Source organism: Marinobacter sp. THAF197a, assembly GCF_009363275.1.
Classification (GTDB): Bacteria; Pseudomonadota; Gammaproteobacteria; order Pseudomonadales; family Oleiphilaceae; genus Marinobacter.
Map to the genome: position 1 here is coordinate 225367 of NZ_CP045324.1, position 15293 is coordinate 240659.

A 15293-nucleotide genomic window follows, 5' to 3' on the forward strand; every position below is an offset into this window, starting at 1 on the left:
GACTGTTTATTTCACCCCCAGGGCCTTCTGCTTCTCAAAGTGTTCCCGGGTGAGCTTGAACACCACCGGGCTGAGTAACAGCAGGGCAATCAGGTTGGGCAGCGCCATCATGGCGTTGAGGGTGTCGGCCACCAGCCAGATAAAGCCCAGGTTGATGGTGGCACCCACGGGGATGGCGACAATCCACAACACCCGATACGGCACGATGGCCTTTACACCGAACAGGAACTCGATGCAGCGTTCACCATAGAATGACCAGCCAATGATCGTGGTGAAGGCGAAAATCGCCAGGGCAATCGCTACCACGTAGTTGCCGAAGCCGGGCAGACCGGTCTCGAAGGCCAGGGAGGTGAGGGCCGCACCGGTTTCACCCGAAGTCCAGGCGCCGGAGGTGATAATCACCAGGCCGGTGATGCTGCACACGATGATGGTATCGATGAAGGTACCGAGCATCGCCACCATGCCCTGTTTGACCGGGTTCTTGGTCTGGGCGGCAGCGTGGGCGATGGGTGCGGAACCCAGGCCCGCTTCGTTGGAAAAGATACCGCGGGCGACACCAAAGCGGATAGCAGCCCAGACGGCGGCGCCGGCAAAGCCACCCTCGGCTGCGGCCGGGCTGAAGGCGTAGCTGAACACCATGCTCACGGCTGCCGGAATCTCACTGGCGTTGATGGCCAGAACAATCAGGCCCACCAGCACATAGGAGACTGCCATGAACGGCACCAGGGCACTGGCTACCTGGCCAATGCGCTTGATACCGCCAATCAGCACCAGTCCCACCATAATCATCAGCAGCACGCCGGTGATCCAGTGGGGCAGGCCGAAGTTGGCAGACAACACATCTGCCACCGAGTTGGCCTGCACCGTGTTGCCGATGCCAAAGGCCGCGATGGACGCAAACACCGCAAACAGGACACCAAGCCAGGCCCATTTCTTACCCAGGCCATTGCGGATGTAATACATGGGGCCACCGACATGGGCGCCGCGCTCGTCCACTTCACGATAGCGCACCGCCAGTACCGCCTCACCGTATTTGGTGGCCATACCCACCAGGGCGGTCAGCCACATCCAGAACAGGGCGCCGGGGCCACCCAGGAACACGGCGGTGGCAACACCGGCAATATTACCGGTGCCTACGGTGGCCGACAGGGCGGTCATCAGGGCCTGGAATGGCGGAATATCGCCGTCGTCCTCGTCACCGCGGGCACGGCCGCTCCACATCAGCCGGAACCCGGCGCCCAGTTTCAGGATCGGCATCAGCTTCAGGCCAATACTGAGAAACAGCCCGACCCCGAGGATCATTACCAGCATGGGTGGTCCCCAGACCAGGCTATTGATTTGGCTTACAAAATCAGAAATGGCTTCCATGGGTTCTCCCACTGTTTACCACGGATGGGTCATATTTTTAGAGCCCTGAGGGGCATAACCTGTTGAGTTTAGTCGACTATTTTGTGGTGTAAACCGTTTTGCTCCTGAGAGTTGTCCATTTTGCCCAGCATTGCCTATGTTTAGAGTAACTGCGGTGCCAGTTTCGGCGCCTTAAATAAAACCGAAAAGGGGCTGCCTATGCGCTCACTGAAAATCTCGGAAGTCATGTGGAATCACATTGAGCCTATCCGTTGCGGCACACCGCTGACCAAGGTTGTTAAAGCGTTACTGGATAACCATGTCACCGGTTTGCCAGTGGTGGATGAAAAGCGCCAGGTTCTGGGCTTTGTGTCGGAGCAGGACTGCATTCACTCGCTGCTGGTGAGCAACTATCACAGCGAGGGCGAGCCCATTGTGGACGATGTGATGTTCCATAAACCACTGACGGTGTCGCCAGAGATGTCGGTGATCGATCTGGCGCAGAATCTGGGGGCCGGCAAGCCGAAAGTGTACCCGGTGGTTGATCATGGCAAACTGGTGGGAATTGTCACCCGTACAGCTATTCTGTCCCAGTTGGCGAAATCCGGTAATACCATCGAAAAACAGCGTTTTGCCAACGTTGAGGACTGACTTCTCCACCCACAATCGCCAGGAATGCTATGGAACTCTTAGCCACCAACGTTTGCTTTGACGGCGAGCACCGCCGCTATCGCCACTTTTCCGGCACGCTCCAGTGCGACATGGAGTTTGCGGTGTTTCTGCCGCCGTCGGCTCTGGGCGAGAAAGGCAAACCAGCGCCAGTGCTGTACTGGTTGTCCGGGCTGACCTGCACCGACCAGAATTTCATGCAGAAAGCCGGTGCGCAGAAACTGGCCGCCAGGCTGGGCCTGGCGATTGTGTGCCCGGATACCAGCCCCCGGGGCCTGGACCTGCCTGGCGAGCACGACAGTTATGATTTTGGCAGTGGCGCGGGCTTTTATGTGAATGCCACAGAACAGCCCTGGGCACCCCACTACCGCATGCACGATTACGTGGTGAAGGAACTGCCCCAACTGGTCGAGAATGAGTTGCCGCTCAGCAGTGAACGGTCAGTCAGCGGCCATTCCATGGGCGGCCACGGAGCCTTGATTTGTGCCCTGAAGAATCCGGGGTATTACAAATCGGTATCGGCGTTCGCGCCAATTGCCAACCCGATGGCGTGCGCCTGGGGGCAGAAAGCCCTAAAGGGTTATCTTGGGGAAGACCAAAGCCGCTGGGAAGAATGGGATGCTACCTGCCTGATCCCGACCGCAAAAGAGCGGCTGCCGCTACTGGTGGACCAGGGTACGGCCGATGAGTTTCTGGAAACCCAGCTGAACCCGGAAACGTTGGCGGATGTCTGCGAGAAGTTCCATCACCACATCAACCTGCGAATGCACCGTGGGTACGACCACAGCTATTTCTTTATTGCCTCGTTCATTGACGACCACCTGAATCATCATGCCAGGGCATTGAGTTTGGCATGAGTTCGCCGTGCTCCGCGGGTTTCAGTTGCGAAAGCCCCAGAGCAGGCTGAAATCCATGGAGGGCATTTCTTCCGGCTCTTCGGCGCCCTGGATGTTGTATTCGGGGACGCTGGTGTCTCGCTCAAACGTGCCGCTGTAGCGGTTGCCCCGGGGCCCGAAAATAGCTTTGACAAACGGTCCCCTGGCCCGGACGGCGCGGCCGGTCACCACACCGACTTCGTTATTGTCGAGCCGCACCAGCATGCCAGGCGGGTATTCGCCGAGTACTTGCAACAGTGACCGTGGAATGGCCGGGCGGACCTTGCCGTCGCCGAGGGTGGCGATCAGTTTGCGGGCAGCGGTGATGGTCATCCGGTTGCGGTAGGCTCGTTTGGTGATCATGGCCACGTAACGTTCTGACAGAGCCAGAATTTCGGCTTCTGGCAGAATATCAGTGCCACTTAGTCCCTCTGGATAGCCGGAGCCATCGGCCTGCTCGTGGTGCTGGGCGATGATTTTCAGCAACAGATTATTGGTAATGCCGGCGGAGGTCAGTGCCTGGATACTGCGGTGCGGGTGTTTGCGGATAACCGCCCGCTGGTCGTCGGTGAGCACGCGGGTGGAAGCATTTAACTGGTCGGCCACCGGCACCAGTGCCAGGTTGGCGGTCAGGGCCGCGGCGGTCAGCACACTGGTACGTTTTTCATCAAGCCCAAACGCCCTGGCCGTGAAGTGGCACAGAATGCCGTAGAACAGAATCTGTTCGTGAATGGTGGGGCCGATGGAGTACAGATGCACCAGGGCCAGGCTGGCTTCCGGGGCTTCCTGACAGGTCCGCTCCAACATTCGCGCCAGCCCCAGCAAACGTTTCTGGGCAGACGGATCTTCGCTGGTGATGGCGTTGAGGGTTGCTTCCAGGGTGGCCAGCAGGTCAGCGTAGTCGGCGAAGGGGTTACGCTGCCGTTGATCCTCCTGAATTTTTTCCTTTTTCCGTTCGATTTTCCGGGGCTTGAACCGGCCCCGCTCAAACAATTGCTCCAGCTGGGTATTGGTCTGGATGACATAGCCCTGACGCAGCAACACGTTACCGTCGGCGTCGAAAACATCCCAGGGTAATGGGCGGCCAATGGTCAATGCCCCAGGGGCGATGCGTATGAGTGAATCCAATTTCAATATCCCAAGGTGTCGTAGAGCGATTCTTGTTCTTCGGAATACTTCTTTCAATATTCTGACGTCAAAACCGGCATAGGCTTGTGTATTTAGAATACTAACCGACGCACTTTTGTGATGCATGTCACATTGTGTCGTGTTCAGAGATAGAATTGTTAAGAATCGTAGCCCGGTAGCGCCCCCTTTCATAGCTTACGCTAAGCTTGTGCACTAACTAAGACCATAGTCGGACCCGCTCTGAATGTTTCATCGGCTAAAAAACGATTTCCGATTATCGATCATCACATTGCTTGGCATCAGCGCCATCATTGGCATCACGCCGTTCGTGATCCTGCGATTTGTTGAGGGTAATCCGCTCGCCGGTTTTGTTGATCTCGGGATTCTGTCTGGCATCGTTGGCAGCCTCGCTTATGCCTGGGTCACCGGCGACACATACCGCAGCGGCATGTTCCTGGCGATTATTATCTGCGCGGGTGCGGTCACCGTTGGTGCGGTGATGGGTGAGGCGGGTCTGTTCTGGATCTTCCCTTGCCTGGTAACAACCTTCTTTCTTGTATCGAGCCGACTTGCGGCCATTTTGAACCTGCTCTCCGTTCTGGCGCTGATGTCGATTGAAACGGCGTTCAGCTCAACGGTTCAGATGTGGACGTTTGCGACCACGGCGACGGTGGTCAGCGCCTGCGCCTATGTCTTTGCCTACCGTAACCAGGATCAGCGGGAGCGCTTGGAGCACCTGGCCACCATTGACCCGCTGACCGGTGTCAAAAACCGCCGCTCCATGGATGAGGAGCTGGATGCGGCTGCTGCCAATGCGGAGCGATCAGGGCTACCCTATGCCTTGGTGATGCTGGATATCGACCACTTCAAGAAAATCAACGATGTGTATGGTCATGGCGTCGGTGATAATGTGCTGACGGACTTGGTGGCGCTGATTGAACGTAACACACGAAAGTCTGATCAGCTGTTCCGTTATGGCGGTGAGGAGTTTGTGTTATTGCTGCCCGGTGTGGATGGTTCCAGCCTGCAGGCGGTTATGAACAACCTGCAACAGGTGTTGCGCAGGCATCTCAAGTACCCAGGTGGCCCGGTTACTTCGTCGTTTGGTGTCGCCTTGCTGGGCCACGGCGAGAGCGTGGAGAGCTGGCTGGCGAGGGCTGATGAAGCGCTGTATCAGGCCAAGGATACCGGGCGGGATCGGATTGTATTTGCAGACAAGAACACTCAGCTGGTGGCCGAACCGGCTTGAACTGAAGTCCGGCTGTCGGGTTCGCCGTGATGGTGGTTTCCGGGCCGGTAGCGGAATAATCGCCAACCCAGCAAAACACTGGCGGAGGTCAGCCCGGCCGTCAGCCCCACCCAGAACCCCGCCGCTCCCAACGCCGGCCAAAGCAGGTCTGTAAAGGTCAGAACGTAGCCAAGCGGCAGGCCAACCCCCCAGAACGAAAACAGCATAATGAACATGGGAATGCGGGTGTCTTTATAGCCCCTGAGCGCACTGATGCAGGTTACCTGAATCACGTCAGCAACCTGGAACATGGCGGCAAACGCCAGCAGGCGAATGGTGACATCTCGCACGGCCTGGTCGCCGGTGTAGAGCGCGGCAATCTGTGCGGAGAACACAAACAGCAACGTGGCAAAGATCAGGGCAACTGCCGAGGCCAGGATGAGTGAGCTACGGGAAATCAGTCGGGCGGTATCCGGCGCCCGGGCACCCACCAGAAAGCTCACCCGCAGCGTCAGTGCCATGCCTATGCTCAGCGGTAGCATGAACAACAACGACACCACGTTCAGCGCAATCTGATGTCCGGCCACAATCACCGGCCCCAGTGGTGCCAGGAACAGGGCAATGACCGAAAACATGCTGGCTTCGACAAAAATGGTGAAGCCAATCGGCACGCCGATACCCAGAATGTAGCGAATTCCCCGCCAGTTGGGCTTCACCCAGTCGGCCAGCAGGTGAAACTGGCGGAAGGTACGGCTCCGGTTCAGGTAGATCAGTAAGGCAATGGCGGCGGTCCCGTTGGACAGCGATGTCGCCCAGCCGCAGCCCACACCGCCCATGGCGGGCAGGCCGAGCTTGCCGTAAATGAAGATGTAGTTCAGCGGCAGGTTGATCAGCGTGCTGAGTACAGAGAAGGCCATGATTACCCGGGTGTGGCCGAGGCCGTCAGTGAGTCCCCGCAGAGCGTTCATAAGAAGCAGGGCTGGAATGCCCCAGGCGAAGGCGTTCAGGTATCCCTGGGTGATGCCGGCAGTCTCTGTATCCATCTTCAGCATCGCCAGTACCGGGTGTACGTTGGTCAGCAACAACGCCATGATCACCGTGCCGCCGGCTGCGATGTATATGCCCTGCCAGGTGGCCGGCATGATCTTCGAGTGCTGCCGGGCACCGTTGTAGCCGGAAATGATCGGTTGCAGAGCCCCCAGCATGCCCATGAAAAACAGGAACAGTGGCATCCACAGGCTGCTGCCAATGCCTACCGCGGCCAGATCCCGAGCGCTGGCGTGGCCCGCCATAACGGTATCAATAACCCCATTGGCCATCTGTGCCACCTGGGCAATCAGGATCGGCCCGCCCAGAATGGCCAGGGTTTTCCATTCCGCCAGCGTGCGGCGAACAAGGGGCTGTCGGGCTTCGGGTAACGGTTGGTGGTTTTCGTCCATGGTGCTGGTTTCGATGTTGGTTCGTCAGGGTTGTACCTGTCAGAAGCGGACATGGTACCCGATTGGCGGTCGGGCAGCTTATAGGGGTTTGCACCGCCTTCTGTACTGGATAATGCCGGCAAAAACGGTAGAGTAGCGGTCCGGTTTATCTCAAGTGTGGTGGTATGGTTCTTCTGGTTCTGGTAACGGCGCTGTGGGCGTTTTCGTTCAGCTTGATCGGCGAGTTCCTGGCTGGCCGGGTAGACAGCGATTTCGCCGTGCTTACCCGTGTGCTGCTGGCGGCCCTGGTGTTTCTGCCCTTCACCCGCTGGCGTGGTGTGCCTGGGGGCATGAAGCTTGGCATTCTGATTACGGGCATGCTGCAGTTCGGTATTACCTACCTTTGCCTGTACCGTTCGTTCAGTTACCTCACGGTGCCTGAAGTGTTGCTGTTCACCATCTTTACTCCTTTGTACGTTACGCTGATTGACGATGCCCTGTTTCGCCGGTTCTCCCCGGTGGCCTTGCTGGCGGCAGCCATCGCCACGCTGGGCGCCGGGATTATTCGCTACGATGGCCTGAGCGAAGATTTCATTACCGGCTTCTTGTTACTGCAAGTGGCTAATTTTACCTTTGCCGCCGGCCAAGTGGGTTACAAACACGTGATGCGCCACTACGCCCTGGCCTTGCCGGGCTACCGGACCTTCGGCTACTTCTTTTTCGGGGCGCTGGTGATCGCCTTGCCGTCGTTCCTGATATTCGGCGACGCCGACAGGCTGCCCACGACCAGTCTTCAGTGGGGCGTTCTCGGTTGGCTGGGGCTTGCAGCCTCGGGGCTCGGGCTATACCTGTGGAATCGCGGTGCCTGTGAGGTAGATGCTGGCACCCTGGCGATTATGAACAATGCCCTGGTGCCTGCCGGGTTACTGGTGAACCTGCTGATCTGGAACCGGGATGCGGACCTCATGCGCCTTATGCTTGGCGGTGCGGTGATCGCGTTTTCACTGTGGGTGAATGCCCGTTTTCATCCCCGGGCAAGGGTCCTGGTCGGGCCCTGACAAGCCTTGTCTTCAAGATATTGGGTTGTGTGCCGTTACATTAATGTGACGTAGCGTAACTCATTAGATATTTCCTTGATATTCATCCAGACTTACGCTTGCGCCCTGAAATAATTTCCCCGGTTTAACGGACATCGACCCCCTATGCGCAAGAATCTACCTGTCACCCAGCGCGAAATTACCGTACCGGAAGGTATGCGTCTGATCAGCACCACCTCCCTCAAGGGCGTGATTACCTATTGCAACGACGATTTTGAAACCATCAGTGGTTACACCAGGGACGAACTGATTGGCCAGGCGCATAATCTGATTCGCCACCCGGACATGCCGCCGGCGGTGTTCGCCGACATGTGGGAGTATCTGAAAGCGGGCAAGGCCTGGATGGGTGTGGTCAAGAACCGGGCAAAGAACGGAGATCATTACTGGGTCAGTGCCTATGCCACTCCGATCTGGGAAAACGGCCAGATGGTGGGCTATGAATCCGTGCGCGTGGCGGCCACTCGGGACCAGATTGCGCGGGCTGAAAAACTCTATGCCGGTATTTCCGCAGGCAAGTTGTCGTCATCGTTCAGTAACCGGGCCATGTCGATGGGCCGCTCCGGCTGGCCGTTTTTGTTATCCCTGGTGATCACCTTGGGTGCCATGAAACTCGAACCGCTCTGGCTGGCAGCGCTGGTTGTGTTGGTGGGTCATGGTCTGGCGTTCAGTCTGGTGTTCGGGTCTATTTCCAATCGTTTGAAAGGTTTACTCGCTTTGCGCCCCGATGCTTTCCAGGACCCCATTGTTGCCCGCACATACAGCGGTGAGCGTGGCCTGATGTCGCGGTTGGCCCTGGTGCTGGTCAGTGAGGAAGCGCGGATTCGCACAGCGCTGGCTCGAATTGACGATCAGGCTGAGCATTTGCTGCAGCAGGCCCGGGCGTCCCATGGTTTCATTACTGAGGGGGCAACGGCCATTGCCCGGCAGCGGGCGGAGACAGACCAGACCGCCTCGGCGATCAATGAAATGACCGCGTCCATTCAGGAAGTGGCGGAAGCCGTTACCCACAATGCGAAAGAGGCGGAGCAGGCCAACCGGCTGGCCCATGAGGGCAGGCAGCGCAGTGGTGAGGCCACTGCCGCGATCGAGCAGCTGGTGCAGCAGGTGAATGGCATTGGCGAATCTGTGGGTCGTCTGGGTGAATCCACCCGCACCATTGGAGAGGCGGCCGACCTGATCTCGGACATTGCCGAGCAGACCAATCTGCTGGCTCTCAACGCGGCCATTGAAGCGGCCCGCGCCGGCGAGCAAGGCAGAGGCTTTGCGGTGGTCGCCGACGAAGTGCGCTCCCTGGCCCAGAGAACCCGGCAGTCCACCGTCAAGATCCATGAGGTGATTGACCAGTTTCGGGCCCAGGTGGATGAAACCATTCAGGCAGTACGCTCTGGTGAGGAAATCGCCAGCCAGGGGCTGGCCCGGGTGCAGGGCGCGGCAGAATCCCTGCAAACCATTGTGGGTTCGGTGGATTCGATTTCCGACAGTTTCATTACCATGTCGGCCGCGTTCGAGGAGCAAAGCCAGGTATCGGACGAGATCAACCGGCAAATCGTGAACATCGCCGGCCTTGCTGACCAGAGCGACGAGCAGGCAGAAGCCGCTAAAGACAGCAGCGACCGGCTCAGTGGCATGGCCCGTGGCCTGAAGGACCTGATTGCCCGGTTTGTCAGTAAATCTGGCTAGTTAGCTCTGCGCGGTTGGATCTGTGCGGACTACAGAAACCACCGAACAACATTTCAGCACTGGCATCACCGCGCCAGTGCTGGCAGAATCCCGCACCAATGGCCTGAACCATTGGTTTGGCGCCCTCACAATTCGTAGTTTCCTATAGCCAAAAGCACAGGAAGAAAATTCATGTCACAGTCCAACTCCGCATCAGACAGCGGTATCGGGGCTCGCGGACTCTGGTCGTCCAAGTTCGCGTTTATTCTGGCAGCAACCGGTTCTGCTGTTGGTCTCGGTAACGTCTGGAAGTTCCCTTATGTCACCGGTGAGAACGGCGGCGGTGCCTTCGTTCTGGTTTACCTGCTCTGTATCTTCATCATCGGTATTCCCATCATGATGGCCGAGGTGTTTATCGGCCGGAATGGTCGTCACAACCCGATCACCAGTTTCCGCCTGGTGGCCGAGCGCAACCTGGCGTCGTCTGGCTGGCGTATCTCAGCCATCGTAGGCATGCTGGCGGCCTTTATCATTCTGTCGTTCTACTCGGTGATCGGTGGCTGGGCAGCGTCTTATGTCGGCCACGCAGCGATGGGTGACTTTACCGGCGGCACCGCTGATTCCGTGGGTGAAATGTTCGGCGGACTGCTGGCCAGCCCGGCCAAGCTGTTGTTCTGGCATACGATCTTTATGGCGCTGGTCGTGCTGGTTGTGGCCCGTGGCCTGAAAGGCGGTCTTGAGCGCGCGGTCACCATCCTGATGCCGGCGTTGTTTATTCTGCTGCTGATGGTCGTTGGTTATGCCACCACCACGGGGCACTTCGGCGAAGCGGTTTCATTCCTGTTTAACCCGGATTTCAGCGCCCTGACGGTCAATGGTGTGCTGGTGGCCCTGGGCCATGCGTTCTTCACCCTGAGCCTGGGTATGGCCATCATGATGGCCTACGGCTCTTACCTCAGCCGCGATGTCTCCATTGGCCGCACGGCGGTGAGCGTTGCCATTATGGATACGGTTGTAGCCCTGCTGGCGGGCCTGGCCATCTTCCCGGTGGTGTTCGCCAACGGTCTTGAAGCCGGTGCTGGCCCTGGCCTGATTTTCCAGACCCTGCCACTGGCGTTCGGTAACATGCCCATGGGTACCCTGTTCGGCACCCTGTTCTTCGTACTGCTGCTGTTCGCCGCCTGGACATCCGGCATCTCACTGCTGGAGCCGGTGGTTGAGTGGGTAGAGGAAATAACCAGCTTTGCCCGTGTGGGTAGCGCCGTGATTGCCGGTGGTGCCTGCTGGTTGCTCGGTATTGCCTCCATCCTGTCCCTGAACGTGTGGGCCGACGTGGCGCCGCTGGGTATGTTCGCTGCATTCGAAGGCAAGACCATTTTCGATCTGCTGGACTACTTTACTGCCAACATCATGCTGCCGCTCTCCGGCCTGCTGACGGCGATCTTTGTAGGTTGGTTCGTGGCCAAGGAATCCCTGAAGAGCGACCTGGCTCTGCAGGAAGGCACTTTTGGCTTGTGGTACAACCTGATCCGGTTTGTAACGCCGATTGCCGTGGCAATCGTGTTTGTCTATAACCTGCTGGCGTAATCAGCCCAGCTGATAGCCCGCCAAAAAGAAAACCCGGCGCTGGAGACAGCTGCCGGGTTTTCTTGTTTTAGCGGTTACTATTTACCAGTCGCTTTCGTCATCCTCGCTCATGGCCCGCAACTCATCCATGAATGGTCTAACTGCCCGCTTGTCGCTCTCTGGTGCGCTTCTTGCTGCACTCATGGCCGAAGTCGCGGATTGCAACATAGCCCGCACCTCGGTTTTTTGTTCTTCGGTCATGTGGGGATTGCTCTCGATTTCAGCCAGTGCCTGCTGCATGTCGTATTCAGCCGCTCCCCCTTGCTCATCAATTTCTAGGGCGGCCCAGGCCTGGTAAACCCGGTCCCCGGTCTGGCCCCATTGTTCAAGGCTGGAGAATCCATATCTTTTGACCAGCTTCTCCAGTTGCCCATGCATTGCGTGCCCTTCTATGTCTTTCAGGCTGTCGGAGAAGAGGATGGAGAAATCCATGTTCTCTTCTCGCTCGGCTTCAAGGGCATCTAGAAATTCTTTGTGGTCCTCGGCCAGGGTTTCGGCGGCGCCGAGGCTGTCGATGAATGACCGGACGGTCTTTTCTGTGAGGTCGCGAGCCTGTGCCTGGGGGGCGAGCGTGAGGGCAATCAGGGCGAGTGCGATGATGATGGGCGTAAACAGTTTCTGGCTAATGGATTGGTGTAACGGCATGTCGCGCTCCTTTGCGGGTGTTGATTCCGGGTGTTTGTGGTCTGCTGTTGAACGGGCCGGGGCCCGGCGTTATTGCGTCAGATTAGCCTGCGTTGCACGGTTCTGCCAGCGCAGATGTTGTCAGACTTTCCCGCCCAGCAGGATGCGCACAGCGGTGCAGGCATCTTCCAGTTCTTCATCCCTGGGTTCGCGGCCGCCGATGATATCGCTGTACAGACAGGATTCGGCGATGCGCACCATAAAGTAGGACAGGCTCTGGATGTTCATCGGTGGGCTCAGGTGGCCGGCGCGCACTTCGTCTTTGAGTAAGCGGGTGTTCACTTCAACGGTGCGGGCGTGCAGGGTGGAGTGAGACGAGGTGAGCATTTTCAGGGCGTACTCAGGGTCCTGGTGCAGGAATTTGCGCAGGGGGCTGAAGTGCAGAATGGTCATGTTGATGTGGCGGAATACGCCGACCACGTAGTCTACGCCATGGCCGGGGGTTTGGGCCCGGGCTTCTTTGTACAGAGGCTCATAAAGGGACCATAGGATTTCACCAATCAGTAGGTCTCGGTTGCCGACCCAGCGGAACAGGGTGGCTCGGCCGATGTGCAGATCATCGGCGAGGGCGGCGAGGCTGATTTTCTCCCCTTTTAGCCACATTCTTCTGGCGCGACGGAAGGCGTCCAGGGGGGTGGTTTTGGTGATTTGTTCGGTCACTTTGGGCTCTTTGGTTGGTGTGGGGTCATTCTAGCGGTTGCAGAGCTTTGGGGCTATGGCCCTTTGGCCATGGAGCTGCTTTCCTTCCTAGCCTGAGGGTTGGGGAGTTTGTGGGAGTGGGGGCCTGCTTTCCAAAAAACGCTACGAGCACATCCATGTGCGCTTCGCTCCGGCCATCCGTGGCCTCCGAGATTTTTGGAAAGCAGGCCCCCACTCCCACAGCCAGACTCCGGTGAGATAGTCGGTGAACGAAAGTTCCCTGCATGGTCGGGGTAGTGAGTGAGGGATTGATTAAACCCAAAGATCTCCAATAGGCGTCTCAGTGCCGAAATGATGCTGCACCTGGGCCTGGAACAGTTCGGCGGTGGCGATGGCGTCTATCAGGGCGTTGTGGCCGGCGTAGTGGGGTAAGCCGTAGCGGGTTCGGCTGTCGGCCAGGCGGATGGAGATGGGTTGTTTGCCCATGAGTTGTTGCCACCGGCTTGGGTTTCGTTTGGGGTGCAGGTGGGCTTCGATGGCCATGGTGTCTATGACCGGGAAGCGGAGTTGTTCTTTCAGGCGCCACTGCAGGGCCCGGTTCAGGAATGGGCGTTCGATGTTGCGGTAGTGGACCACGGGGATTCGGCCGTTGAGGTGTTGGAAGAGGGTGTCGAGCACGTCGGTAAGGTCCGGGGCGTGTTCGATTTCGCTGTGGGTGATGCCGTGGATGGTGACGGTGTCTTGCTGCAACGGCAGTTGCGGCCGGACGATCTGGTGCCAGGCTTTGCCGAGTTGAATGCCGCCGAGGGTAAAGGGGACCAGGCCGATGCTGATGATGGAATGGCGGTCGGCATCCAGTCCCGTGGTTTCGAAGTCGAGGGCGACCAGTGGCACCTCTTCAACGGCGGTTTGCGGGTCAGGGCAGCCGGCTTGGTAGAAGGCTCGGATTCGGGCATCCTTCGCTTTTTCCGCGGCTTTTCGGTAGTTGTCTGGCCAGTCCTGTTTGCTATTTCCGCTTTTGATGCTGTCAGACATTCCTGGTGGCTCCTCCGGCGTTGTAACGGAAGCGCAGGAACTTCTGGGCGTTGCTGACGATCTGGAAGGCGTCTTTCAGATGACTGCGTTCGAACGGGGACAGGTCTTCCGGGCGTACGTTGTTGTCGGGCTCCCGGCCTTCTTCGATGGCCAGGGCCTGGTGGCGGATGCGGACAATGGAGATGAATTCCAGGGCGTCGCGCAGGTTGCCGGCATCGTCTTCCAGCAACAGCTTGGTTTTGGCAATGTCTTTCAGTCGCTCAAAGGAATTCTGGGAGCGGCTGCCGCACCCCAGGGCGTGTACGCGGATTAAATCAGATAATGGCGCTGTGCCCCTGCGCTTGAGGTTGAAGGTTTTCTGGTGCTTGCCGTCTTCCTCAAGCACGAAGGTGCGAAAGAAACCGAGCGGTGGTGTTCGGTTCAAGGCATTCCTGGCCAGGAAGGTAAGGAAGCGCTGACTGCCGCTGGCTTTCTCTACAATCAGGGTTTTCAACTGTTCGGTGAAGTCGGTTTGCCCGTAAATGCCATCCAGGTCGAAGAAGATATTGCTGTTGAGCAGGGCTTCCGCCTTGGGGTTTTCGATCCAGTCGGTGAAGTAGCCTTTCCAGACACTCAGCGGTTGTCGCCATTTCGGGTTGGTGGCCATGATATCGCCGGTGCAGTACGCGTAACCACATTCGGCCAGTCCATCGGACACGAACTTGGCCAGCGCCAGAAAATATTCATCGTGCTCTTCAGGTATGAAACTGTCGTCCAGCACCATGGCGTTGTCCTGGTCGGTAACAACCAGCTGTTCATCCCGGGCCATGGAGCCCAGGGCCATGAAGCAGTAGGGCACCGGTGGCGGTCCGAGTTTTTCTTCACCCAGTTCCAGCAGACGTTGGCTGAAGCTGCGACCGATACCGGCCATGGCGCTGCCGATCATGTGGGAGTTGGCGTCTTCGTTGACCATGCGTACAAAGCTGTCGCGGACTTCCAGGCTGATTCTCTTCAGGCCTTTGACGTCGTTCTGGTGGTAGATGTTACTGACCAGGTACAGGCTGCTCTGGCTTTCATACTTGACGATGTCTGACAACGCAATCACGCCCCGCACTTCGTCGCCTTCCATCACCGGCAGGTGGTGCACGTTGTTGTGGAGCATGGTGAGCATGGCTTCGAAGATGAAGGAGCGGGCGCTGATAGTGATCAGTCCTTCCGACATGATGTCGCTGATCGGGGTTTCCGAGGCCAGGGCATGGGTAACCGCACGGGTACGTAGATCCCGGTCGGTGATGATGCCCTGCAATTTCGGGCGTTCGCCGCTTTCATCCATCAACAGCAGCGCCGATACGCCATTGTCTGTCATGATCCTGGCGGCTTCCTGCAGGCGAACGGTGGTCGGAGCGGAAACCGGTTCCCGGGATATCAGGCGGGTAACCTTGGCGGTCATCAGTTCGTTGGATTTCTCTCTACGCGAAACCGCCGAACGCAGTCGGCTGCGGTCTTCAATCTCAACAAAGTCTGCAAAGTTTTCGTCGGTTTCCCACAGATGCTGAAAGGTGGTATCCGGAATCTTGTAGATGAGGCAATCTTCGATGGCTTTGGCGGGGAACCGGACTTTCTTGTTCATCATCAATCCGAACTGGCCAAAGATTTCGCCCTCGCCTACGCGGTTATACAGTTCACCGGAGCGGCGGAAAATCTCCACGGCGCCGCTGCGGATATAGTGGAGCCAATGATTGGTCTGGCCGAGTTCAAGTATCTGGGTGCCGGCGCGGTAGTAGACCACCTCAATACCGCTGACAACTCGTTCAAGAAGTTCTTCAGGCATGTCATTGAACGGGGGGTATTGGGCAATGTGGTTGCGGATGTCCAACAGTTCGGCCTGCATGGGCTCTCCAGAGTGACT

Annotated in this window: 13 protein-coding genes; 6 read left to right on the forward strand and 7 right to left on the reverse strand. The window is 57.9% G+C overall.

What is annotated here, in order from left to right; genetic code table 11:
* Positions 1-6 precede the first annotated feature (6 nt).
* On the reverse strand, positions 7-1368 hold the full coding sequence (locus FIV08_RS01000; RefSeq protein ID WP_152437057.1) for an alanine/glycine:cation symporter family protein: 1362 nt from the start codon (positions 1366-1368) through the stop codon (positions 7-9).
* Positions 1369-1566: 198 nt separating this feature from the next.
* Here FIV08_RS01000 and FIV08_RS01005 point away from each other — a divergent pair, with 198 nt between their 5' ends.
* Positions 1567-1998: a CBS domain-containing protein gene (locus tag FIV08_RS01005; RefSeq protein ID WP_061331240.1), complete on the forward strand. Its 432-nt coding sequence runs from the start codon at positions 1567-1569 to the stop codon at positions 1996-1998.
* Between the two features lie 29 nt (positions 1999-2027).
* The gene (fghA, locus tag FIV08_RS01010; RefSeq protein WP_152437058.1) at positions 2028-2873 is read left to right on the forward strand and encodes an S-formylglutathione hydrolase; all 846 of its coding nucleotides are present in this window, start codon (positions 2028-2030) and stop codon (positions 2871-2873) included.
* 21 nt (positions 2874-2894) lie between these two features.
* Here the strand turns inward: fghA and FIV08_RS01015 are convergent, their stop codons facing one another.
* Entirely contained in the window at positions 2895-4019 is a 1125-nt protein-coding gene (locus FIV08_RS01015; protein ID WP_152437059.1) for an HD-GYP domain-containing protein, read from the reverse strand.
* Between the two features lie 244 nt (positions 4020-4263).
* Here FIV08_RS01015 and FIV08_RS01020 point away from each other — a divergent pair, with 244 nt between their 5' ends.
* Positions 4264-5268: a GGDEF domain-containing protein gene (locus FIV08_RS01020; protein WP_152437060.1), complete on the forward strand. Its 1005-nt coding sequence runs from the start codon at positions 4264-4266 to the stop codon at positions 5266-5268.
* On the opposite strand, the gene FIV08_RS01025 is transcribed toward FIV08_RS01020, so the two are convergent.
* Positions 5244-6686: an MATE family efflux transporter gene (locus tag FIV08_RS01025; RefSeq protein ID WP_152437061.1), complete on the reverse strand. Its 1443-nt coding sequence runs from the start codon at positions 6684-6686 to the stop codon at positions 5244-5246. The two genes, FIV08_RS01020 and FIV08_RS01025, sit on opposite strands and share 25 nt — an antisense overlap.
* Positions 6687-6850: 164 nt before the next feature.
* Here FIV08_RS01025 and FIV08_RS01030 point away from each other — a divergent pair, with 164 nt between their 5' ends.
* From FIV08_RS01030 to FIV08_RS01040, 3 genes are all read left to right on the forward strand, one after another.
* On the forward strand, positions 6851-7723 hold the full coding sequence (locus tag FIV08_RS01030) for a carboxylate/amino acid/amine transporter (protein ID WP_152437062.1): 873 nt from the start codon (positions 6851-6853) through the stop codon (positions 7721-7723).
* 144 nt (positions 7724-7867) lie between these two features.
* A complete protein-coding gene (locus FIV08_RS01035; RefSeq protein WP_152437063.1) occupies positions 7868-9442 on the forward strand; it encodes a PAS domain-containing methyl-accepting chemotaxis protein in 1575 nt (524 codons plus the stop codon).
* 171 nt (positions 9443-9613) lie between these two features.
* Positions 9614-11008, forward strand: coding sequence for a sodium-dependent transporter (locus FIV08_RS01040; protein WP_152437064.1), 1395 nt, complete (start codon positions 9614-9616; stop codon positions 11006-11008).
* A gap of 81 nt (positions 11009-11089) precedes the next feature.
* On the opposite strand, the gene FIV08_RS01045 is transcribed toward FIV08_RS01040, so the two are convergent.
* The 4 genes from FIV08_RS01045 to FIV08_RS01060 all read right to left on the reverse strand — a co-directional run bounded on the left by FIV08_RS01045 (position 11090) and on the right by FIV08_RS01060 (position 15275).
* Complete coding sequence (locus tag FIV08_RS01045) at positions 11090-11692, reverse strand: hypothetical protein (RefSeq protein ID WP_152437065.1); 603 nt, start codon at positions 11690-11692, stop codon at positions 11090-11092.
* Positions 11693-11812: 120 nt separating this feature from the next.
* The gene (locus FIV08_RS01050) at positions 11813-12391 is read right to left on the reverse strand and encodes a QsdR family transcriptional regulator (RefSeq protein ID WP_228263890.1); all 579 of its coding nucleotides are present in this window, start codon (positions 12389-12391) and stop codon (positions 11813-11815) included.
* Positions 12392-12682: 291 nt separating this feature from the next.
* Entirely contained in the window at positions 12683-13405 is a 723-nt protein-coding gene (locus tag FIV08_RS01055) for a 3'-5' exonuclease (protein ID WP_152437066.1), read from the reverse strand.
* Positions 13398-15275: a putative nucleotidyltransferase substrate binding domain-containing protein gene (locus FIV08_RS01060; RefSeq protein WP_152437067.1), complete on the reverse strand. Its 1878-nt coding sequence runs from the start codon at positions 15273-15275 to the stop codon at positions 13398-13400. Before FIV08_RS01060 ends, FIV08_RS01055 begins: the two co-directional genes overlap by 8 nt.
* Positions 15276-15293: the final 18 nt, after the last annotated feature.